Genomic DNA, 17,751 nt, shown 5'->3' on the forward strand with positions numbered 1-17,751 from the left:
CGCCGGCCAACGACCTTCGGGGCGCGGCAGCGACATGCCGCGCTCTTTGATTTGAATGAGGAACCCGTCCCATGAACGGCCAGAACATTCGCATCCGCCTCAAGGCGTTTGACCACCGCGTGCTCGATGCGTCGACCCGCGAGATCGTGTCGACCGCCAAGCGCACTGGTGCCGGCGTCCGCGGACCCGTGCCGCTGCCGACCCGGATCGAGAAATTCACCGTCAACCGGTCGCCGCACATCGACAAGAAGAGCCGCGAGCAGTTCGAGATGCGCACGCACAAGCGTCTGCTCGACATTGTCGATCCGACGCCGCAGACGGTCGATGCGCTGATGAAGCTCGATCTGGCTGCCGGTGTCGACGTCGAGATCAAGCTGTAAGGCGCGGCAGGCGAACGTAAGAAGGAATGAACCCATGCGTTCAGGAGTGATTGCACAGAAGCTGGGCATGACGCGCGTCTACACGGACGAGGGCGTCAACCTGCCGGTGACGGTGCTGCGGCTGGAGAACTGCCAGGTGGTGGCCCAGCGCACGAACGATCAGCACGGCTATGATGCCGTGCAGCTTGGCGTCGGTTTCGCCAAGCCGAAAAACGTGTCCAAGGCGATGCGCGGCCATTTCGCCAAGGCCTCCGTCGAGCCCAAGCGCAAGCTGGCCGAATTCCGCGTCAGCGCCGACAACATGCTCGATGTGGGTGCCGAACTGGTCGCCAGCCATTTCGTGCCGGGCCAGAAGGTCGACGTGACGGGCACCAGCCAGGGCAAGGGCTTTGCCGGTGTCATGAAGCGCCACAATTTCGGTGGCGGCCGCGCCACGCACGGCAACTCGATCTCGCACCGTTCGCACGGCTCGACCGGCCAGTGCCAGGACCCCGGCAAGGTGTTCAAGGGCAAGAAGATGGCCGGCCACATGGGCGCGACCCGCGTGACCACGCAGAACCTCGAAATCGTCTCCACCGACGATGAGCGCGGCCTGATCCTGGTCAAGGGCGCGATCCCCGGCTCCAAGGGCGCATGGATCCTCGTCCGCGACGCCGTCAAGCAGCCCGTTCCGTCCGAAGCGCCGATGCCGGCCGCCCTGCGCGCCGCAGCCGCCGCTGCCGAAGCCCCCGCACAAGAGGGAGCCGAATAATGGAACTCGCAGTCACCACGCTGGCCGGCAAATCCGCCGGCAAGATCACGCTCAAGGACGATGTGTTCGGCCTCGAGCCGCGCGCCGACATCCTGCAGCGCATGGTGCAGTACCAGCTCGCCAAGAAGCGCGCCGGCACACACCAGACCAAGGGCCGCTCGGACATTGCCCGCACCGGCGCCAAGATGTACCGCCAGAAGGGCACCGGCCGCGCCCGGCACCATGCCGCGTCCGCGCCGCAGTTCCGCGGCGGCGGCAAGGCGCATGGTCCGGTCAGCCGCGATCACGCCATCGGCCTGCCCAAGAAGGTCCGTGCGCTGGCTCTGCGCCACGCACTGTCGACCAAGGCCAGGGATGGCGGTCTGATCATCGTCGACGAACTGGCGGCCAAGGACGGCAAGACCAAGGTTCTGGCCAAGCAGCTGGCCGATCTGGGCCTGTCCAACGCTCTGGTCATCGGCGGCGCTGAACTGGAAGACGGCTTCAGGAAGGCCGCAGCCAACATCGCCAATGTCGATGTGCTGCCGGTCGTGGGCATCAACGTCTATGACATTTTGCGCCGCAACACGCTGGTCCTCTCCAAGGATGCCGTTGCGGCCCTCGAGGAGCGTTTCCAATGACCGATCTCCGCCATTACGACGTGATCGTCTCGCCGGTGATCACGGAAAAATCGACGCTCGTCTCCGACAACAACCAGGTTGTCTTCAACGTGGCGCGCGATGCCTCCAAGCCCGAGATAAAGGCCGCCATCGAGGCGCTTTTCTCGGTCAAGGTCAAGGCCGTCAACACGCTGGTCCGCAAGGGCAAGCAAAAGCGGTTCCGCGGCATCAAGGGGCGTCAGTCCGATGTGAAAAAGGCGATTGTGACGCTGGCCGAAGGCCAGTCGATCGACGTCGCAACGGGCCTTTAAGCCGGTCCGGGAGTAGAAGTCATGGCACTGAAGAAGTTCAAACCCTCGACGCCCGGCCAGCGCCAGCTGGTCATTGTCGACCGGTCGGGCCTGCACAAGGGCGCGCCCGTCAAGGCGCTGACCGAGGGGCTGACAAAGTCCGGCGGACGCAACAATGCCGGCCGCATGACCTCGCGCCACATCGGCGGCGGGCACAAGCGGACCTACCGCAAGATCGATTTCAAGCGGCGCAAGCACGATGTTTCGGCGACGGTCGAGCGGATCGAGTATGATCCCAACCGCACCGCCTTCATCGCGCTGATCAAATATGACGATGGCGAACTGAGCTATATCCTCGCGCCGCAGCGCCTGCAGGCGGGCGACAAGGTGATCGCCGGCGCCAAGGCCGATGTGAAGCCGGGCAATGCGATGCCGCTGGGCGCGATGCCGGTCGGCACGATCGTCCACAATGTCGAACTCAAGCCGGGCAAGGGCGCCCAGGTGGCCCGCTCCGCCGGCGCCTATGCGCAGCTTGTCGGCCGCGACCAGGGCATGGCGATCCTGCGCCTCAATTCGGGCGAACAGCGCCTGGTGCAGCAGTCCTGCTTTGCCACCGTCGGTGCCGTGTCGAACCCCGACCACGGCAACATCAATCTGGGCAAGGCCGGCCGCAAGCGCTGGCTTGGCCGTCGCCCGCATGTGCGCGGCGTCGTCATGAACCCGGTCGACCACCCCCATGGCGGCGGTGAAGGCCGCACCTCGGGCGGCCGCCACCCGGTCACCCCGTGGGGCAAGCCGACCAAGGGCAAGCGGACGCGCTCGAACAAGCAGACCGACAAATTCATCATGCGCTCGCGTCACCAGCGCAAGAAGTAAGAAACAGGGATACGCCTCATGGCTCGTTCAGTTTGGAAAGGCCCGTTCGTTGACGGCTATCTGCTCAAGAAGGCGGAAAAAGCCCGTGAAGGCGGCCGCAATGACGTCATCAAGATCTGGAGCCGCCGCTCGACGATCATGCCGCAATTCGTCGGCCTGACCTTCGGCGTCTATAACGGCCAGAAGCACATTCCGGTCTCCGTGTCCGAGGACATGGTCGGCCACAAGTTCGGCGAATTCGCACCCACGCGCACCTATTTCGGTCACGGCGCGGACAAGAAGGCGAGAAGGAAGTAACCATGGGCAAGCCCAAGGCAGAACGGCGGCTCGCGGACAACGAGGCCCGCGCGGTGGCGCGGATGGTCCGCGTCAGCCCGCAGAAACTCAATCTGGTCGCCCAGATGATCCGCGGCAAGAAGGTCGAATCGGCGCTGGCCGATCTCGAATTCTCGCGCAAGCGCATCGCCGGCACGGTCAAGAAGACGCTGGAGTCGGCGATCGCCAACGCCGAGAACAATCATGATCTCGATGTCGACGCGCTGATCGTGTCGGAAGCCTATGTCGGCAAGTCGATCGTCATGAAGCGCTTCCATGCCCGTGGCCGCGGCCGCGCCAGCCGCATCACCAAACCGTTCTCGCATCTGACGATCGTCGTGCGCGAAGTCGAAGAGGAGGCCGCGTAATGGGCCAGAAGATCAATCCGGTCGGCTTCCGTCTGGGCATCAACCGCACCTGGGATTCGCGCTGGTATGCCAACACCGGCGAATATGGCCAGCTGCTGCACGAGGACCTGAAGATCCGCGAATATCTGGAAAAGGAGCTCAAGCAGGCTGCCGTTTCCAAGATCGTGATCGAGCGTCCGCACAAGAAGTGCCGCGTGACCATCCATTCGGCGCGTCCGGGCATCATCATCGGCAAGAAGGGCGCCGACATCGAAAAGCTGCGCCGCAAGCTCAGCCAGTTCACCGATGCCGAGACCGTTCTGAACATCGTCGAGGTGCGCAAGCCCGAGATCGATGCGACGCTGGTCGCCCAGTCGATCGCCCAGCAGCTCGAGCGCCGCGTGGCGTTCCGCCGCGCCATGAAGCGCGCCGTTCAGTCGGCCATGCGCCTTGGCGCCCAGGGCATCCGCATCAACTCGGCCGGTCGCCTTGGCGGCGCCGAGATCGCCCGCACCGAATGGTACCGTGAAGGCCGGGTGCCGCTGCACACGCTGCGCGCCGACGTCGATTACGGCACCGCCGAAGCCGAGACCGCCTATGGCATCATCGGCATCAAGGTCTGGATCTTCAAGGGCGAGATCCTCGAGCACGATCCGATGGCGTCCGAACGCCGCGCGACCGACCAGGACAACCAGGGTGGCGGTGGCCGCCGCCGCGACAACGCCTGATCGCCGGCAGGAGTGAAGTAGATGTTGCAACCCAAACGGACCAAGTTCCGCAAGCAGTTCAAGGGTAAGATCCGCGGCGTCGCCAAGGGCGGCACCGATCTGAACTTCGGTGCCTACGGCCTGAAGGCGCTTGAGCCCAACCGCGTCAACGCCCGCGAGATCGAGGCGGCCCGCCGCGCGATCACCCGTCACATGAAGCGTGCCGGCCGCGTGTGGATCCGCATCTTCCCCGACGTGCCGGTCACCTCCAAGCCGACCGAAGTGCGCATGGGCAAGGGCAAGGGTTCGGTCGATTACTGGGCCGCGCGCGTCAAGCCGGGCCGGGTGATGTTTGAAATCGATGGTGTGCCCGAAGACGTCGCGCGTGAAGCGCTGCGCCTTGGCGCTGCCAAACTGTCGGTCAAGACGCGCTTCATCCAGCGCATTGGCGAGTAGGAGTTGAGCGAGATGAAAGCCGTAGATGTCCGGGCGATGACCGCCGACGAACTGGCCGACAAGCTGGCCGAACTGAAGAAGGAACAGTTCTCGCTGCGCTTTCAGGCCGCGACGGGACAGCTCGAGAATTCGGCGCGCGTGCGCCAGGTGCGCCGCGACATTGCGCGCGTCAAGACCGTCGCCGCCGAGAAAGCAAACGCCGCCAAGGCGCAGGGATAACGATCATGCCGAAACGAATTTTGCAGGGTGTCGTGGTCAGCGACAAGAACGACAAGACCGTCGTCGTGCGCGTCGAACGCCGCTTCGCGCACCCGCTGATGAAGAAAACCGTGCGTCGCACCAAGCGCTACCAGGCGCATGACGAGAGCAACCAGGTCAAGGTCGGCGACACGGTGCGCATCCAGGAATGCGCGCCGATTTCCAGGAACAAGCGCTGGGCGGTGGTTGCCGACCAGGCGGCGGACTGAACGACGAGCGAAACAATCAGGGCCGGCGTGAAGCGCTGGCACGATAAGAACAAGGGCATCGCGTCATGATTCAGATGCAAACAAATCTCGATGTCGCCGACAATTCCGGCGCGCGCCGGGTTCAGTGCATCAAGGTGCTGGGCGGATCGAAGCGCAAATATGCGTCCGTCGGTGACATCATCGTCGTCTCCGTCAAGGAGGCGATCCCGCGCGGCCGCGTCAAGAAGGGCGACGTCATGAAGGCGGTCGTCGTGCGCACCGCCAAGGACATTCGCCGTCCCGACGGCAGCGTCATCCGGTTCGACGGCAATGCCGCCGTTCTGGTCAACAACAACAAAGAGCCGGTCGGCACCCGTATCTTCGGCCCTGTCCCGCGTGAACTGCGCGGCAAGCAGCACATGAAGATCATCTCGCTGGCCCCCGAAGTGCTGTAAGGAGCGGGTCTTATGCAGAAGATCAAGAAGGGCGACGAAGTCGTCGTGCTCACCGGCAAGGACAAGGGCCGCAAGGGCAATGTCGTCCGCGTCATGCCCAAGAACGGCAAGGCGCTGGTGTCGGGCATCAACATGGTCAAGCGCCACCAGAAGCAGACCGCTGCCCAGGAGGCCGGCATCATCAACAAGGAGGCGCCGATCGACCTGTCCAACCTGGCGATCGCCGACCCCAAGGACGGCAAGCCCACCCGCGTGGGCTTCCGCGTCGAAGACGGCAAGAAAGTGCGCTTTGCCAAGCGTTCCGGAGATTTGATCGATGGCTGACACATCCTACGAGCCGCGGCTCAAGGCCCAGTATCGCGACGCCATTCGCGGCGAAATGCGCGAGCGTTTCGAGTACGCCAACCTGATGGAAATCCCCAAGGTCACCAAGATCGTGGTGAACATGGGCGTGGGCGATGCGACCACCGATTCAAAGCGCCCCGCCACGGCCGCCGAGGACCTGTCGCTGATCACCGGCCAGAAGGCCGTGGTGACCCGCGCCCGCAACTCGATTGCCGGCTTCAAGGTGCGTGAAGAGATGCCGCTGGGCGCCAAGGTGACGCTGCGCGGCAACATCATGTACGAATTCATGGACCGGCTGATCAACATCGCGCTGCCGCGCGNACATCGTCTTCCCGGAGATCAACTACGACAAGGTCGATCAGGTCCGGGGCATGGACATCATCGTTTGCACGAGTGCGAGCACGGATGATGAAGCGCGCGAACTGTTGCGTGCCTTCAACTTCCCGTTCCAGCAGCAGCACTAACGGCGAGCGTAGAAAGGAAAGCCTGATGGCAAAAGTAAGCGCAGTCGAAAAGAACAAGCACCGGCGCAAGCTGGTCGACCGCTACGCCGAAAAGCGCGCCGGTCTCAAGGCGATCGTCATGGATCGTTCGCTGCCGATCGAGGAGCGCTTCCGCGCGACCCTCAAGCTGAGCGAGCTGCCGCGCAATTCGGCCAAGGTACGCATCCGCAACCGGTGCGAAGTGTCGGGCCGTCCGCGCGGTTACTACCGCAAACTGAAGATGTCGCGCATCGCACTGCGCGAGCTGGGCTCGCTGGGCAAGGTGCCCGGTGTCGTCAAGTCGAGCTGGTAAGGAGAGGCTGTCATGTCGGTTTCCGATCCCGTCGGCGATATGCTGACCCGCATCCGCAACGGTTTGCATCGCCACAAGAATTCGATCTCCACCCCGGCCTCCAAGCTGCGCGCGCGCGTCCTCGATGTGCTGCAGTCCGAAGGCTATATCCGCGGCTATTCCCAGGTCGAGTACGGCTCGGGCAAGTCCGAGTTCGAGATCGAGCTGAAATATCATGAAGGCGACCCGGTGATCCGCAAGATCGAGCGCGTCTCCAAGCCGGGCCGCCGGGTCTATGTCGGCGCCAAGTCGATCGAACACGTCGCCAACGGCCTTGGAATCGCGATCCTGTCGACGCCGCAGGGCGTGATGGCCGATCACGAGGCCCGCGAGAAGAATGTCGGCGGGGAGTATCTGTGCCGCGTCTTCTGACGCGCGCCGGACCAACCCAGTCGACGGAACGAACACGGACGGATTGAACAATGTCTCGTATCGGAAAAAAGCCCGTTGCCATTCCCGAAGGCGTCACCGCCTCGGTGGACGGCAACACCGTCACCGCCAAGGGCCCCAAGGGCGAATTGTCCTATGCGGTCAATGATGAGGTGCTGGTGGCGATGGAAGAGGGCGCGATCAACATCACCCCGCGCGACGATTCCAAGGATGCGCGCTCCAAATGGGGCATGTCGCGCACGATGATCGAAAACATCATGACCGGCGTCAAAACCGGGTTCGAGCGCAAGCTCGAGATCAATGGTGTGGGGTATCGCGCCGCCATGCAGGGCTCCAAGCTGCAGCTCGCTCTGGGCTTCAGCCACGACGTGATCTATGAGCTGCCGCAAGGCGTGTCGGCGGCAACGCCCAAGCCGACCGAAATCGTGCTCAACGGCATCGACAAGCAGCAGCTCGGCCAGGTCGCCGCGGAGATCCGCAAGTTCCGTCCGCCGGAGCCTTACAAGGGCAAGGGCGTCAAATATGCGGAAGAGACGATCGTCCGCAAAGAAGGCAAGAAGAAGTAAGGAACGGGAACGATGGCAGCTTCCAAACAGGCGCTGGTCAAGCGTGCGCAGCGCGTCCGCCGCCAGCTCAAGAAGGTCTCGGACGGCCGGCCGCGCCTGTCCGTCTACCGGTCTTCGAAGAACATCTATGCGCAGGTCATCGATGACAGCGCCGGCAAGACGCTTGCCGCCGCATCGACGCTCGACGCCGATCTGAAGAAGGCGCTGAAGACGGGCGCCGACACCGATGCCGCCGCCGCCGTCGGCAAGCTCGTCGCCGAGCGCGCCACCAAGGCCGGCGTCAAGGACGTTGTCTTCGACCGCGGCGCCTATATCTTCCATGGCCGCGTGAAGGCCCTGGCCGACGCTGCCCGCGAGGGCGGCCTGAACTTTTAAGCCGGAGCAGGGCCGGCGGAAGCGTGCAGCGCTTGTCGTTCGGATTTGCGACCACACCATCAACCACTGCCTGGAACCGGAAAAGAACAAAGGACAAGGACATGGCACAACAACCTCAGGATCGCGGTGGCCGCGGGCGTGACCGCCGGCGTGATCGCGAAGAAGCCGACAGCGAATTCGTCGACAAGCTGGTTCACATCAACCGCGTCGCCAAGGTCGTCAAGGGCGGCCGGCGCTTCGGTTTTGCCGCGCTCGTCGTCGTCGGCGACCAGAAGGGCCGCGTCGGCTTTGGACACGGCAAGGCACGCGAAGTGCCCGAGGCGATCCGCAAGGCCACCGAAAGCGCCAAGCGCGACATGATCTTCGTGCCGCTGCGCTCGGGCCGCACGCTGCACCATGACGTCGAAGGCCGTCACGGCGCGGGCAAGGTCCTGCTGCGCGCGGCACCGGCCGGTACGGGCATCATCGCAGGCGGCCCGATGCGCGCTGTCTTCGAGACCGTCGGCATGCAGGACGTGGTTGCCAAGTCGCTCGGGTCGTCCAACCCCTACAACATGGTCCGGGCGACGTTCGATGCGCTCAAGCATCAGATGCATCCCAAGGACATCGCCGCCCAGCGCGGTATCAAGCACTCGACGCTCCAGGCGCGCCGCCGCGAGCTGATCGGCGCCGAAGAGTAAGGCATGAGCCGCTCGCCGGAAGGCGAGGGGCCCTGGCAAGGACAATGATCATGGCTGAGAGCAAGAAGGGCGCAACGATCACCGTCGAGCAGATCGGCAGCCCCATTCGCCGCCCCGCCGAGCAGCGCCAGACGCTGATCGGGCTGGGCCTGAACAAGATGCACCGCCGCCGCACGCTGGAAGACACTCCCGCCGTGCGCGGCATGATCCGCAAAGTGCACCATCTGGTGCGCGTCGTGGACGAAAGCTGATCGGGGAGCTGACCGATGAAACTCAACGAACTGCGTGACAATGAGGGCGCGCGCAAGTCGCGCTCGCGCGTCGGCCGCGGCATCGGCTCGGGCAAGGGCAAGACCGGCGGCCGTGGCGTCAAGGGCCAGAAATCCCGTTCGGGCGTGTCTATCAACGGCTATGAAGGCGGCCAGATGCCGATCTACCGGCGTCTGCCCAAGCGCGGCTTCAACAACCCGTTCCCGACCGACTACAACATCGTGTCGATCGCCCGGCTCGAACAGGCTGTCGAGGCCAAGAAGCTCGATGCCAAGAAGCCGGTGACGGCCGAGGCACTGGTCGAGGCAGGCGTGCTGCGCCGCGCCAAGGACGGCGTCCGGGTTCTGGCCGATGGCGAAGCCAAGACCAAGTTCGCGCTGGAAGTGGCCGGCGCGTCCAAGGCTGCCGTCGCCAAGATCGAAAAGGCCGGCGGATCGGTGACGATCCTCGCGCCCAAGGCCGAAGCCGACGCCGAATAATTCGGCTGACGACAACACACCTTCTTGAGGCCGCCGCGATCCGTGCGGCCTCAAAATTGACTTGCGCCCCCAAGGGCCAGCGCCTATCTGCGACCAGACCCGCGAGCGCGGTGCCCGACCTTCGGCGAACGCGTCCCAAGACGGAGACTGTCCATGGCATCTGCTGCTGAACAGCTGGCTGCAAACCTCAACTTCGGCGCATTTGCCAAGGCCACCGAGCTCAAGAAGCGCATCTGGTTTACCCTCGGTGTTCTGCTGGTCTACCGGCTGGGCACCTACATCCCCATTCCGGGCCTCAACATGGAAGCCTATGCCCAGGCCTTCGCCAACCAGGCGGGCGGCATTCTGGGCATGTTCAACATGTTCACCGGCGGCGCCGTCGAGCGCATGGCCGTGTTCGCGCTCGGCATCATGCCCTACATCTCGGCCTCGATCGCCGTCCAGCTGATGACCTCGGTTGTCCCGACGCTCGAACAGCTCAAGAAGGAGGGCGAGCAGGGCCGCAAGGTCATCAACCAGTATACGCGCTATCTGACGGTCCTTTTGGCGACACTGCAATCCTACGGTATCGCCGTGGGCCTTGAGAGCGGCGCCAACATCGTCGCCGATCCGGGCTGGTTCTTCCGCATTTCGACCGTCATCACGCTGGTCGGCGGCACCATGTTCCTTCTGTGGCTCGGCGAGCAGATCACCGCGCGCGGCATCGGCAACGGCGTCTCGCTGATCATTTTCGCCGGCATCGTCGCGGGGCTGCCGGGCGCCGTCGCGGGCACGCTGGAACTGGGCCGCACCGGCGCCATGTCGACGGTCTTCATCATCACGATCATCCTTCTCGCCATCGCCGTGATCGCCCTGATTGTCTTTGTCGAACGCGCGCAAAGGCGGCTTTTGATCCAGTATCCCAAGCGCCAGGTCGGCAACCGCATGTTCCAGGGCGACACGTCGCACCTGCCGCTGAAGCTCAACACGGCCGGCGTCATCCCGCCGATCTTCGCCTCGTCGCTGCTGCTGCTGCCGGCGACGCTGGCCGGCTTCTCGGACACGCGCGACCTGCCCGAATGGGGCACCGCCATCCTCGCCGCGCTCGGCCACGGCCAGCCGCTCTACATGCTGTTTTACGCGGGGATGATCGCCTTCTTCGCCTTCTTCTACACCGCGATCGTCTTCAATCCGCAGGACACCGCCGACAATCTGAAGAACCATTCGGGCTTCATTCCGGGCATCCGCCCGGGCCAGCGCACGGCCGAATATATCGACTTCGTGCTTACCCGGATCACCGTGGTCGGCGCGATCTATCTCGTTCTGGTGTGCCTGTTACCCGAATTTCTAATAGCGGGCACGGGCGTGCCGTTCTATCTCGGCGGCACGTCGCTGCTGATCGTCGTCAGCGTGACGCTCGATACGGTCGCGCAGGTGCAAGGACATCTCATCGCGCACCAGTATGAAGGCTTGATCAAGAAATCCAAGCTGCGCGGGGGAAAGAAGCGTCGATGAGACTGATATTGTTGGGCCCGCCGGGAGCGGGCAAGGGGACCCAGGCACAAAGGCTCGTCGAGCGCCACGGCATTCCGCAACTGTCGACCGGCGACATGCTGCGTGCCGCCGTCGCCGCGGGCACAGAGGTCGGCCTGCGCGCCAAGGCGATCATGGAAGCGGGCGAACTGGTCTCCGACGACATCGTCAATGCGATCGTCTCCGACCGGATCGATGAGCCCGATTGCGCCGACGGTTTCATCCTCGACGGCTATCCGCGCACGCTCGCCCAGGCCGATGCGGTCGAGGCGATGATGGAGGCAAAGGGCATGGCGCTCGATGCCGTCATCGAACTGACCGTGGATGACAAGGCGCTCGTCGGCCGCATCGTCAAGCGCGCCGAGGAGGCTGCCGCCGCGGGCCAGCCGGTGCGCAAGGACGACAACCCCGAAGTGTTCGACGAGCGTCTGCGCGAGTATTACAAGAAGACCGCGCCGCTGCTCGGCTACTATTACGCCAAGGGCAAGCTGCGCCCGGTCGACGGCATGGACTCGATCGAGGGCGTGACCGAACAGATCGCCAAGGTGCTCGACAGCCTTTGAGCGGCACACGCCGGCATCCGCATAGGGCCGGCAAAAACATCGCTTCGGGGAGTTGACATTCCACTGCGATTCCCCGATATGCACGCTGATCTAGCCAGCGTATTGACAAAGGTCGGCTGCGGCATCCCGCTCCGGTCTTTTTGTTTTGAGACTGGCTCGAACCGAACACCCCGGAACCCCGGACAGGACTGAAAGACCCGGCTGCCCGGGCAACAAAGGAGAAGCCGCGTGGCTCGTATCGCTGGCGTCAACATCCCGACAGGCAAGCGCGTTGTGATCGCGCTGCAGTACATCCACGGGATCGGCTCGAAATTCGCGCAGGAAATCGTCGAGAAGAACAACATCGACCCCTCGCGCCGCGTCAATGAACTGACCGACGCCGAGGTTCTGGCGGTTCGCGAAACCATCGACCGCGACTATCGCGTCGAGGGTGACCTGCGCCGCGAGACCTCGATGAACATCAAGCGTCTGATGGACCTGGGCTGCTATCGCGGCCTGCGCCATCGCCGCAACCTGCCGGTGCGCGGTCAGCGCACGCACACCAATGCCCGCACCCGCAAGGGTCCGGCCAAGGCGATCGCCGGCAAGAAGAAGTAATTGGGCCGGCCCGCGTGGCCGGTTCCGCAGGTGGAGCCGCTGGCATTACGGCGGTGCAGAGATCGAAGGACTGAAGATGGCAAAAGAAGCCACCCGCGTTCGCCGTCGCGAGCGCAAGAACATCATGTCGGGCATCGCCCACGTGAATTCGACATTCAACAACACCATGATCACCATCACCGACGCGCAGGGCAACGCGATTGCCTGGTCGTCGGCCGGCATGCAGGGCTTCAAGGGCTCGCGCAAATCGACCCCGTTCGCGGCCCAGGTCGCCGCCGAGGATTGCGCCCGCAAGGCCCAGGAACATGGCATGAAGTCGCTTGAAGTCGAAGTGTGTGGCCCCGGTTCGGGCCGTGAATCGGCGCTGCGTGCCTTGCAGGCTGCCGGCTTCACCATCACCTCGATCAGGGATGTCACCCCCATTCCGCACAATGGCTGCCGGCCGCGCAAACGCCGCCGCGTGTAACGCATCCATTGTCCGTCCGGCTGGCGCCAATCCTCCGCTGGCCGTGGAAGAAGCTGTTGCCACGAATGGATGGTGGCAGGCTAGCTGAAGGAAGACGCCGTGATACAGAAGAATTGGCAGGAACTGATCAAGCCGAACAAGGTCGAGTTCAAGGGCTCGGGCAACAAGATTTCGCTCGTGGTCGAGCCGCTCGAGCGCGGCTTTGGCCTGACGCTCGGCAACGCGCTGCGCCGCGTGCTGCTGTCGTCGCTGCGCGGTGCCGCCGTGACCGCCGTGCAGATCGACGGTGTCCTGCATGAGTTCTCGTCGATTGCCGGTGTACGCGAAGACGTCACCGACATCATCCTGAACATCAAGGAAATCGCCATCCGTATGGAAGGCGACGGCCCCAAGCGCATGGTCGTGCGCAAGCAGGGTCCGGGCACCGTGATCGCCGGCGATATCCAGACGGTCGGCGATGTCGAGGTGCTGAACCCCGACCACGTGCTGTGCACGCTGGACGAGGGCGCCGAAATCCGCATGGAATTCACCGTCGATGCCGGCAAGGGCTATGTACCCGCAGACCGCAACCGCGCCGAAGACGCGCCGATCGGCCTGATCCCGGTCGACAGCCTCTATTCGCCGGTGCGCAAGGTTTCCTACAAGGTCGAGAACACCCGCGAGGGCCAGGTTCTGGACTATGACAAGCTGACCATGAACGTCGAGACGGACGGCACGCTGTCGGGCGAGGACGCGGTGGCTTATGCCGCGCGCATCCTGCAGGACCAGCTCGGCGTCTTCGTCAATTTCGAGGAGCCCGAGCGCGAGGCCGCCGAGGAACAGGTGCAGGAGCTGGCGTTCAACCCGGCACTGCTCAAGAAGGTCGACGAACTGGAACTGTCGGTGCGTTCGGCCAACTGCCTGAAGAACGACAACATCGTCTATATCGGCGACCTGATCCAGAAGACCGAAGGCGAAATGCTGCGCACGCCGAACTTCGGCCGCAAGTCGCTCAACGAGATCAAGGAAGTGCTCGCATCCATGGGCCTGCATCTGGGCATGGAAGTGGCCGCATGGCCGCCCGAGAACATCGAAGATCTCGCCAAACGCTACGAAGACCATTACTAACCAACGCGCCGGCACCCCAAGGCCGGAAACCCGAGGAGAAGGCTGATGCGCCACCGCAAAGCAGGCCGCAAGCTGAACCGTACATCGAGCCATCGCAAGGCGATGTTCGCAAACATGGCCGCTTCGCTCATCGAGCATGAGCAGATCGTCACGACCCTGCCCAAGGCCAAGGAACTGCGTCCGATCGTCGAAAAGCTCGTCACGCTGGGCAAGCGCGGCGATCTGCATGCGCGCCGCCAGGTCGCCTCGCAGATCCAGGACGAGACGCAGACGCGCAAGCTGTTCGCCGACATCGCGCCGCGTTACGCCGACCGCAATGGCGGCTATCTGCGGATCATGAAGGCCGGCTTCCGCCATGGCGATTCCGCGCCGATGGCCGTGATCGAGTTCGTCGACCGTGACGTCGACGCCAAGGGCGCCGCCGACCGCGCGCGCATCGAGGCCGAGGAAGCCGCCGAAGCCGAAGCGGCCGCATAAGACCGCCTTTACACCCATAAGAAGATGGCGCGGCCCGCACGCCGGGAGCGCCACATCAGTCGACTGGGCTCGGGAGCTCGCCATTATGGCGCGGCTCCCTTTCTTTTTTGGGCGAAAGTGCGTGGCAGGGTGGCGGCACACCCGGCCGGCCCGGCTTGCGGCTCCCCATTTCAGCCGCCTTTGTGGTAGCACTTGGTCCGGTGATTCAATGACCCGGCGACCAGTCAAGGCACCATGATGAACAGACCGATTGCAATCCTTCTTGCGGCATGTGCCGGGCTGACAATGCTGGCCGCTGCCGCACTTGCCCAGGACAGCGGCAGCGCGTTGCGCGATCTGCTGCGCGGGCTCGGCGGCGAGGCGCAGGCGCCCGCCGTCGAAGGTCAGACGGCCCGCCGCGTGCCGCTGGGCGAAGCCGAGATGCAGCTTTCGTTTGCGCCGCTGGTCCAGCAAACCGCGCCGTCTGTGGTCAACGTCTATGCGGCGCGCCGCGTTCAGCAGCGTTCGCCCTTTGCGGGCGATCCGTTCTTCGAGCAGTTCTTCGGCAACCAGTTCTCCGGTCCGCCGCGCGTCCAGTCATCGCTCGGTTCGGGCGTGATCGTCGACGAGGGCGGGCTTGTCGTCACCAACAACCATGTCATTTCCGGTGCGGACGAGGTGCGTGTCGCGCTGGCCGACGGGCGCGAGTTCGACTCAGAGGTCGTGCTGCGCGACGAGCGCGCCGATCTGGCCGTCTTGCGTCTGCAAACCGATGAGCGCTTCACCGCGCTGCCGTTCGGCAACTCCGATCAGCTTCTGACCGGCGATCTCGTCCTGGCGATCGGCAACCCGTTCGGTGTCGGCCAGACGATCACCTCGGGCATCGTGTCCGCGCTTGCCCGCACGCGTGTCGGCGTCGCCGATTTTGGCTTCTTCATCCAGACCGACGCGGCGATCAATCCGGGCAATTCCGGCGGCGCGCTGATCGACATGCAGGGCCGTCTCGTCGGTATCAACACGGCGATCTTCTCGCGCTCGGGCGGCTCGAACGGCATCGGCTTTGCCATCCCCTCCAACATGGTCGCCGCCGTTGTCGCACAGGCGCGCGGCGGGGCGGACGCCTTCGAGCGGCCCTATCTGGGCGCCGATTTCCAGCCCGTCACGCCCCAGATCGCCGAGAGCCTTGGCCTCGACAGGCCGCTGGGCGCGCTGATCGTCGATGTCGATCCGGACGGGCCGGCGGGCGCGGCGGGCCTGCGCGCCGGCGATGTGGTGCTCGCCATCGATGGAGCGGCCATCGAACATCCCGACGCGCTTGGCTACCGGCTGGCGACCATCGGTCCCGGCGGCACGACGGCGCTGACCGTGCTGTCGCGCGGCCGCGAACGTGCCGTCGACATCGTTCTCGCTCGTCCGCCCGAAACCCGCCCGGCCCAGGAAACGCTGATCAAGGGCGCGTCGCCCTTTGCCGGCGCGGTCGTCGCAAACCTGTCTCCGCGCTTGCGCCAGCGTCTCAACCTGCCCGGACGCGGTGACGGCGTGGTGGTGACGCAGATCGAGCGCGGCGCGCCGGCCCTGCGCGCAGGACTCCGGCCCGGCGACATCATCGTCGCCGTCAACGGTCTGCCGATCGAGACCGTCGACGATGTGATCCGCCTGGCCGACAGCGGCGGGCGCTCATGGCGTTTCACGCTGAACCGGCAGGGCCGCACGATCAACCAGTTCCTGCGTTTCTGATGGCGTCGCTCTTCGACAGCGTCGCCGAGGAGGCCGCCAACAGGCCGCTGGCCGACCGGTTGCGCCCCAAGACACTGGGCGAGATCGTCGGACAGGACCATCTGACCGGCGCCGACGGCGTCGTCACGCGCATGCTGGCTTCCGGCTCGCTCGGTAGCCTGATCCTGTGGGGGCCGCCCGGCACCGGCAAGACCACGCTCGCCCGCCTGATCGCCGCCGAGGCCGGTCAGCACTTCGAGCAGCTCTCGGCTATCTTCTCGGGCGTCGCCGATCTGAAAAAGGTGTTCGAGGCGGCGCGCGTGCGCCGGCGCGACGGCCTGCCGACGCTTCTCTTTGTCGACGAGATCCACCGCTTCAACCGCGCCCAGCAGGACAGCTTTCTGCCGGTGATGGAAGACGGCACGATCACGCTGATCGGCGCGACGACGGAAAACCCGTCCTTCGAACTCAACGCGGCGCTCCTGTCGCGGGCGCGCGTCCTGACGCTCAAGCGGCTGGAAGACGACGCGCTCGCCGCGCTGCTCGACCGGGCCGAAGGCGAAACCGGCCGGACATTGCCCATCGACGATGAGGCGCGGGCGCTGCTCGTCGGCATGGCCGACGGTGACGGTCGGGCCGTTCTGACGCTGGCCGAGGAAGTCTGGCGCGTGGCGCGCGAGGGCGATCTGTTCGACGGCGACGGGCTGCGCGCCGTGCTGCAGCGGCGCGCGCCGATCTATGACAAGGGCCAGGACGGCCACTACAATCTGATCTCCGCCCTGCACAAATCGGTGCGCGGCTCCGATCCGGACGCCGCGCTCTACTATCTTGCCCGCATGCTCGATGCTGGCGAAAACCCGCTCTATCTGGGCCGAAGGCTGGTTCGCATGGCGTCCGAGGATATCGGTTTGGCCGATCCGCAGGCACTCACCGTCGCGCTCGCCGCCAAGGACGCCTATGACTATCTCGGCTCGCCCGAGGGCGAACTGGCGCTGGCCGAAGCCTGCGTCTATCTCGCCACCGCACCCAAGTCCAACGCGCTCTATACGGCGATGAAAGGCGCGATGCGCGCCGCCAAGGAGCACGGCTCGCTGCTGCCGCCCAAACACATCCTCAATGCGCCGACCAAGCTGATGGGTGCCGAGGGCTATGGCGCGGGATACCAATACGATCACGACCAGCCCGACGCCTTTTCCGGACAGGACTATTTCCCGCCCGAGATGGGCCGCAGGCGCTTCTACGAGCCGGTCGAACGCGGCTTCGAGCGCGAGATCGGAAAGAGGCTCGACTACTGGGCCAAGCTGCGGGCGGAACGCTCCGGCGGAACCGGCGATGGCTGATCGGCGGACGGTCACCGTGGGCCGGCACGCCGTGGTGCTGATCGATTCGGTGACGCAGGTGATTGCCGACGATGCCGGCGCCATCGTCGTGACCGGCTCCCATGGCGGAGCGTCGGCAGCGGGTTATGCGCTGTCGGTCGATGCCGCGCTCTACGTCTTCAACGATGCGGGCATAGGCCGCGATGAAGCGGGCGTTGCGGGTCTGGCCATGCTGGATGAGGCGGGGATCGCCGCCTGCGCGGTCGGTCACATGTCGGCTCGAATAGGGGAGGCTGCCGATACGCTTGAACGCGGCACGATTTCCCGCGCCAACGGGTTGGCGGCCGCGGCGGGCTTTTTGCCCGGCACCGCGCTGCGGCAGGCCATTGCCGGGTTTGCCGCTTGACGAAGGTCAATCCACGGACGGCGCGGAACGTCTATTCTGCCGGTCAGG

29 protein-coding genes and 1 pseudogene are annotated in these 17,751 nt (G+C 64.8%); all 30 read left to right on the forward strand.

From position 1 onward, the window contains the following. The first annotated feature begins 71 nt into the window (after nucleotides 1-71). Nucleotides 72-380, forward strand: a complete 309-nt coding sequence (gene rpsJ, locus DEM25_RS01335) for a 30S ribosomal protein S10 (RefSeq protein ID WP_026481640.1) — start codon at nucleotides 72-74, stop codon at nucleotides 378-380. A 34-nt stretch (nucleotides 381-414) separates the two neighbouring features. Continuing rightward, nucleotides 415-1,131: a 50S ribosomal protein L3 gene (gene rplC / locus DEM25_RS01340; RefSeq protein ID WP_109768023.1), complete on the forward strand. Its 717-nt coding sequence runs from the start codon at nucleotides 415-417 to the stop codon at nucleotides 1,129-1,131. Further along, the gene (gene rplD / locus DEM25_RS01345; RefSeq protein ID WP_109768022.1) at nucleotides 1,131-1,751 is read left to right on the forward strand and encodes a 50S ribosomal protein L4; all 621 of its coding nucleotides are present in this window, start codon (nucleotides 1,131-1,133) and stop codon (nucleotides 1,749-1,751) included. Before rplC ends, rplD begins: the two co-directional genes overlap by 1 nt. Beyond that, nucleotides 1,748-2,041 carry a 50S ribosomal protein L23 gene (locus DEM25_RS01350; RefSeq protein ID WP_109768021.1) on the forward strand — a complete coding sequence of 98 codons (294 nt, stop codon included), beginning with the start codon at nucleotides 1,748-1,750 and terminating at the stop codon, nucleotides 2,039-2,041. The genes rplD and DEM25_RS01350 overlap by 4 nt, the downstream gene beginning before the upstream one ends. Nucleotides 2,042-2,062: 21 nt before the next feature. Beyond that, nucleotides 2,063-2,896, forward strand: coding sequence for a 50S ribosomal protein L2 (gene rplB / locus DEM25_RS01355; protein WP_109768020.1), 834 nt, complete (start codon nucleotides 2,063-2,065; stop codon nucleotides 2,894-2,896). An 18-nt stretch (nucleotides 2,897-2,914) separates the two neighbouring features. Further along, entirely contained in the window at nucleotides 2,915-3,193 is a 279-nt protein-coding gene (gene rpsS, locus DEM25_RS01360; protein WP_109768019.1) for a 30S ribosomal protein S19, read from the forward strand. A gap of 2 nt (nucleotides 3,194-3,195) precedes the next feature. Next, a complete protein-coding gene (gene rplV / locus DEM25_RS01365; protein ID WP_109768018.1) occupies nucleotides 3,196-3,579 on the forward strand; it encodes a 50S ribosomal protein L22 in 384 nt (127 codons plus the stop codon). Further along, nucleotides 3,579-4,286 (forward strand): 30S ribosomal protein S3, encoded by a 708-nt coding sequence (rpsC, locus tag DEM25_RS01370; RefSeq protein ID WP_109768017.1) that lies wholly within the window; start codon nucleotides 3,579-3,581, stop codon nucleotides 4,284-4,286. The genes rplV and rpsC overlap by 1 nt, the downstream gene beginning before the upstream one ends. A gap of 21 nt (nucleotides 4,287-4,307) precedes the next feature. Then, entirely contained in the window at nucleotides 4,308-4,721 is a 414-nt protein-coding gene (rplP, locus tag DEM25_RS01375; RefSeq protein WP_109768016.1) for a 50S ribosomal protein L16, read from the forward strand. Nucleotides 4,722-4,733: 12 nt separating this feature from the next. Continuing rightward, complete coding sequence (gene rpmC, locus DEM25_RS01380; RefSeq protein ID WP_109768048.1) at nucleotides 4,734-4,940, forward strand: 50S ribosomal protein L29; 207 nt, start codon at nucleotides 4,734-4,736, stop codon at nucleotides 4,938-4,940. A gap of 5 nt (nucleotides 4,941-4,945) precedes the next feature. Next, nucleotides 4,946-5,188 (forward strand): 30S ribosomal protein S17, encoded by a 243-nt coding sequence (gene rpsQ / locus DEM25_RS01385; protein WP_109768015.1) that lies wholly within the window; start codon nucleotides 4,946-4,948, stop codon nucleotides 5,186-5,188. 65 nt (nucleotides 5,189-5,253) lie between these two features. Then, the gene (gene rplN, locus DEM25_RS01390; RefSeq protein WP_109768014.1) at nucleotides 5,254-5,622 is read left to right on the forward strand and encodes a 50S ribosomal protein L14; all 369 of its coding nucleotides are present in this window, start codon (nucleotides 5,254-5,256) and stop codon (nucleotides 5,620-5,622) included. Nucleotides 5,623-5,634: 12 nt separating this feature from the next. Next, the gene (gene rplX, locus DEM25_RS01395; RefSeq protein WP_109768013.1) at nucleotides 5,635-5,946 is read left to right on the forward strand and encodes a 50S ribosomal protein L24; all 312 of its coding nucleotides are present in this window, start codon (nucleotides 5,635-5,637) and stop codon (nucleotides 5,944-5,946) included. Continuing rightward, nucleotides 5,939-6,431, forward strand: a pseudogene (rpl5, locus tag DEM25_RS01400) (large ribosomal subunit protein uL5). The gene rplX and the pseudogene rpl5 overlap by 8 nt, the downstream one beginning before the upstream one ends. A 25-nt stretch (nucleotides 6,432-6,456) precedes the next feature. Continuing rightward, nucleotides 6,457-6,762: a 30S ribosomal protein S14 gene (rpsN, locus tag DEM25_RS01405; protein WP_109768011.1), complete on the forward strand. Its 306-nt coding sequence runs from the start codon at nucleotides 6,457-6,459 to the stop codon at nucleotides 6,760-6,762. Between the two features lie 12 nt (nucleotides 6,763-6,774). Continuing rightward, nucleotides 6,775-7,173, forward strand: coding sequence for a 30S ribosomal protein S8 (gene rpsH / locus DEM25_RS01410; RefSeq protein ID WP_109768010.1), 399 nt, complete (start codon nucleotides 6,775-6,777; stop codon nucleotides 7,171-7,173). 50 nt (nucleotides 7,174-7,223) lie between these two features. Beyond that, nucleotides 7,224-7,757, forward strand: a complete 534-nt coding sequence (gene rplF / locus DEM25_RS01415; protein WP_109768009.1) for a 50S ribosomal protein L6 — start codon at nucleotides 7,224-7,226, stop codon at nucleotides 7,755-7,757. A gap of 12 nt (nucleotides 7,758-7,769) precedes the next feature. Further along, complete coding sequence (gene rplR, locus DEM25_RS01420) at nucleotides 7,770-8,132, forward strand: 50S ribosomal protein L18 (protein WP_109768008.1); 363 nt, start codon at nucleotides 7,770-7,772, stop codon at nucleotides 8,130-8,132. 101 nt (nucleotides 8,133-8,233) lie between these two features. Then, nucleotides 8,234-8,812, forward strand: coding sequence for a 30S ribosomal protein S5 (gene rpsE / locus DEM25_RS01425; RefSeq protein ID WP_109768007.1), 579 nt, complete (start codon nucleotides 8,234-8,236; stop codon nucleotides 8,810-8,812). 50 nt (nucleotides 8,813-8,862) lie between these two features. After that, entirely contained in the window at nucleotides 8,863-9,063 is a 201-nt protein-coding gene (gene rpmD, locus DEM25_RS01430; RefSeq protein ID WP_109768047.1) for a 50S ribosomal protein L30, read from the forward strand. Between the two features lie 15 nt (nucleotides 9,064-9,078). After that, nucleotides 9,079-9,561: a 50S ribosomal protein L15 gene (gene rplO, locus DEM25_RS01435; protein ID WP_109768006.1), complete on the forward strand. Its 483-nt coding sequence runs from the start codon at nucleotides 9,079-9,081 to the stop codon at nucleotides 9,559-9,561. Nucleotides 9,562-9,714: 153 nt separating this feature from the next. Beyond that, nucleotides 9,715-11,055 carry a preprotein translocase subunit SecY gene (gene secY / locus DEM25_RS01440; RefSeq protein ID WP_109768005.1) on the forward strand — a complete coding sequence of 447 codons (1,341 nt, stop codon included), beginning with the start codon at nucleotides 9,715-9,717 and terminating at the stop codon, nucleotides 11,053-11,055. Beyond that, a complete protein-coding gene (locus DEM25_RS01445; protein ID WP_109768004.1) occupies nucleotides 11,052-11,636 on the forward strand; it encodes an adenylate kinase in 585 nt (194 codons plus the stop codon). Before secY ends, DEM25_RS01445 begins: the two co-directional genes overlap by 4 nt. Nucleotides 11,637-11,864: 228 nt before the next feature. After that, entirely contained in the window at nucleotides 11,865-12,233 is a 369-nt protein-coding gene (gene rpsM / locus DEM25_RS01450; protein WP_109768003.1) for a 30S ribosomal protein S13, read from the forward strand. 76 nt (nucleotides 12,234-12,309) lie between these two features. Continuing rightward, a complete protein-coding gene (gene rpsK / locus DEM25_RS01455) occupies nucleotides 12,310-12,699 on the forward strand; it encodes a 30S ribosomal protein S11 (protein ID WP_109768002.1) in 390 nt (129 codons plus the stop codon). A gap of 99 nt (nucleotides 12,700-12,798) precedes the next feature. Continuing rightward, the gene (locus tag DEM25_RS01460; protein ID WP_109768001.1) at nucleotides 12,799-13,806 is read left to right on the forward strand and encodes a DNA-directed RNA polymerase subunit alpha; all 1,008 of its coding nucleotides are present in this window, start codon (nucleotides 12,799-12,801) and stop codon (nucleotides 13,804-13,806) included. Between the two features lie 45 nt (nucleotides 13,807-13,851). After that, entirely contained in the window at nucleotides 13,852-14,283 is a 432-nt protein-coding gene (rplQ, locus tag DEM25_RS01465; RefSeq protein ID WP_109768000.1) for a 50S ribosomal protein L17, read from the forward strand. Nucleotides 14,284-14,517: 234 nt separating this feature from the next. After that, nucleotides 14,518-15,999, forward strand: a complete 1,482-nt coding sequence (locus DEM25_RS01470; protein ID WP_109767999.1) for a DegQ family serine endoprotease — start codon at nucleotides 14,518-14,520, stop codon at nucleotides 15,997-15,999. Next, a complete protein-coding gene (locus tag DEM25_RS01475; RefSeq protein WP_109767998.1) occupies nucleotides 15,999-17,318 on the forward strand; it encodes a replication-associated recombination protein A in 1,320 nt (439 codons plus the stop codon). Before DEM25_RS01470 ends, DEM25_RS01475 begins: the two co-directional genes overlap by 1 nt. Next, on the forward strand, nucleotides 17,311-17,703 hold the full coding sequence (locus DEM25_RS01480) for a hypothetical protein (protein WP_109767997.1): 393 nt from the start codon (nucleotides 17,311-17,313) through the stop codon (nucleotides 17,701-17,703). Before DEM25_RS01475 ends, DEM25_RS01480 begins: the two co-directional genes overlap by 8 nt. Nucleotides 17,704-17,751 lie beyond the last annotated feature (48 nt).

Source organism: Oceaniradius stylonematis (assembly GCF_003149475.2).
Classification (GTDB): domain Bacteria; phylum Pseudomonadota; class Alphaproteobacteria; order Rhizobiales; family Rhizobiaceae; genus Roseitalea; species Roseitalea stylonematis.

Bases quoted from the DNA above. Each gene is read 5' to 3' on its own strand.
- rplC (WP_109768023.1), top strand. From the start codon at position 415: ATGCGTTCAGGAGTGATTGCACAGAAGCTGGGCATGACGCGCGTCTAC.
- DEM25_RS01480 (WP_109767997.1), top strand. From the start codon at position 17,311: ATGGCTGATCGGCGGACGGTCACCGTGGGCCGGCACGCCGTGGTGCTG.
- rpsN (WP_109768011.1), top strand. From the start codon at position 6,457: ATGGCAAAAGTAAGCGCAGTCGAAAAGAACAAGCACCGGCGCAAGCTG.
- rplF (WP_109768009.1), top strand. From the start codon at position 7,224: ATGTCTCGTATCGGAAAAAAGCCCGTTGCCATTCCCGAAGGCGTCACC.
- rplD (WP_109768022.1), top strand. From the start codon at position 1,131: ATGGAACTCGCAGTCACCACGCTGGCCGGCAAATCCGCCGGCAAGATC.
- DEM25_RS01470 (WP_109767999.1), top strand. From the start codon at position 14,518: ATGATGAACAGACCGATTGCAATCCTTCTTGCGGCATGTGCCGGGCTG.
- DEM25_RS01350 (WP_109768021.1), top strand. From the start codon at position 1,748: ATGACCGATCTCCGCCATTACGACGTGATCGTCTCGCCGGTGATCACG.
- rplP (WP_109768016.1), top strand. From the start codon at position 4,308: ATGTTGCAACCCAAACGGACCAAGTTCCGCAAGCAGTTCAAGGGTAAG.
- rpmD (WP_109768047.1), top strand. From the start codon at position 8,863: ATGGCTGAGAGCAAGAAGGGCGCAACGATCACCGTCGAGCAGATCGGC.
- rplQ (WP_109768000.1), top strand. From the start codon at position 13,852: ATGCGCCACCGCAAAGCAGGCCGCAAGCTGAACCGTACATCGAGCCAT.
- rpsQ (WP_109768015.1), top strand. From the start codon at position 4,946: ATGCCGAAACGAATTTTGCAGGGTGTCGTGGTCAGCGACAAGAACGAC.
- rpmC (WP_109768048.1), top strand. From the start codon at position 4,734: ATGAAAGCCGTAGATGTCCGGGCGATGACCGCCGACGAACTGGCCGAC.
- rpsH (WP_109768010.1), top strand. From the start codon at position 6,775: ATGTCGGTTTCCGATCCCGTCGGCGATATGCTGACCCGCATCCGCAAC.
- DEM25_RS01475 (WP_109767998.1), top strand. From the start codon at position 15,999: ATGGCGTCGCTCTTCGACAGCGTCGCCGAGGAGGCCGCCAACAGGCCG.
- DEM25_RS01445 (WP_109768004.1), top strand. From the start codon at position 11,052: ATGAGACTGATATTGTTGGGCCCGCCGGGAGCGGGCAAGGGGACCCAG.
- rplV (WP_109768018.1), top strand. From the start codon at position 3,196: ATGGGCAAGCCCAAGGCAGAACGGCGGCTCGCGGACAACGAGGCCCGC.
- rplN (WP_109768014.1), top strand. From the start codon at position 5,254: ATGATTCAGATGCAAACAAATCTCGATGTCGCCGACAATTCCGGCGCG.
- rplB (WP_109768020.1), top strand. From the start codon at position 2,063: ATGGCACTGAAGAAGTTCAAACCCTCGACGCCCGGCCAGCGCCAGCTG.
- rplO (WP_109768006.1), top strand. From the start codon at position 9,079: ATGAAACTCAACGAACTGCGTGACAATGAGGGCGCGCGCAAGTCGCGC.
- rplR (WP_109768008.1), top strand. From the start codon at position 7,770: ATGGCAGCTTCCAAACAGGCGCTGGTCAAGCGTGCGCAGCGCGTCCGC.
- rplX (WP_109768013.1), top strand. From the start codon at position 5,635: ATGCAGAAGATCAAGAAGGGCGACGAAGTCGTCGTGCTCACCGGCAAG.
- rpsS (WP_109768019.1), top strand. From the start codon at position 2,915: ATGGCTCGTTCAGTTTGGAAAGGCCCGTTCGTTGACGGCTATCTGCTC.
- secY (WP_109768005.1), top strand. From the start codon at position 9,715: ATGGCATCTGCTGCTGAACAGCTGGCTGCAAACCTCAACTTCGGCGCA.
- rpsE (WP_109768007.1), top strand. From the start codon at position 8,234: ATGGCACAACAACCTCAGGATCGCGGTGGCCGCGGGCGTGACCGCCGG.
- rpsJ (WP_026481640.1), top strand. From the start codon at position 72: ATGAACGGCCAGAACATTCGCATCCGCCTCAAGGCGTTTGACCACCGC.
- rpsK (WP_109768002.1), top strand. From the start codon at position 12,310: ATGGCAAAAGAAGCCACCCGCGTTCGCCGTCGCGAGCGCAAGAACATC.
- rpsC (WP_109768017.1), top strand. From the start codon at position 3,579: ATGGGCCAGAAGATCAATCCGGTCGGCTTCCGTCTGGGCATCAACCGC.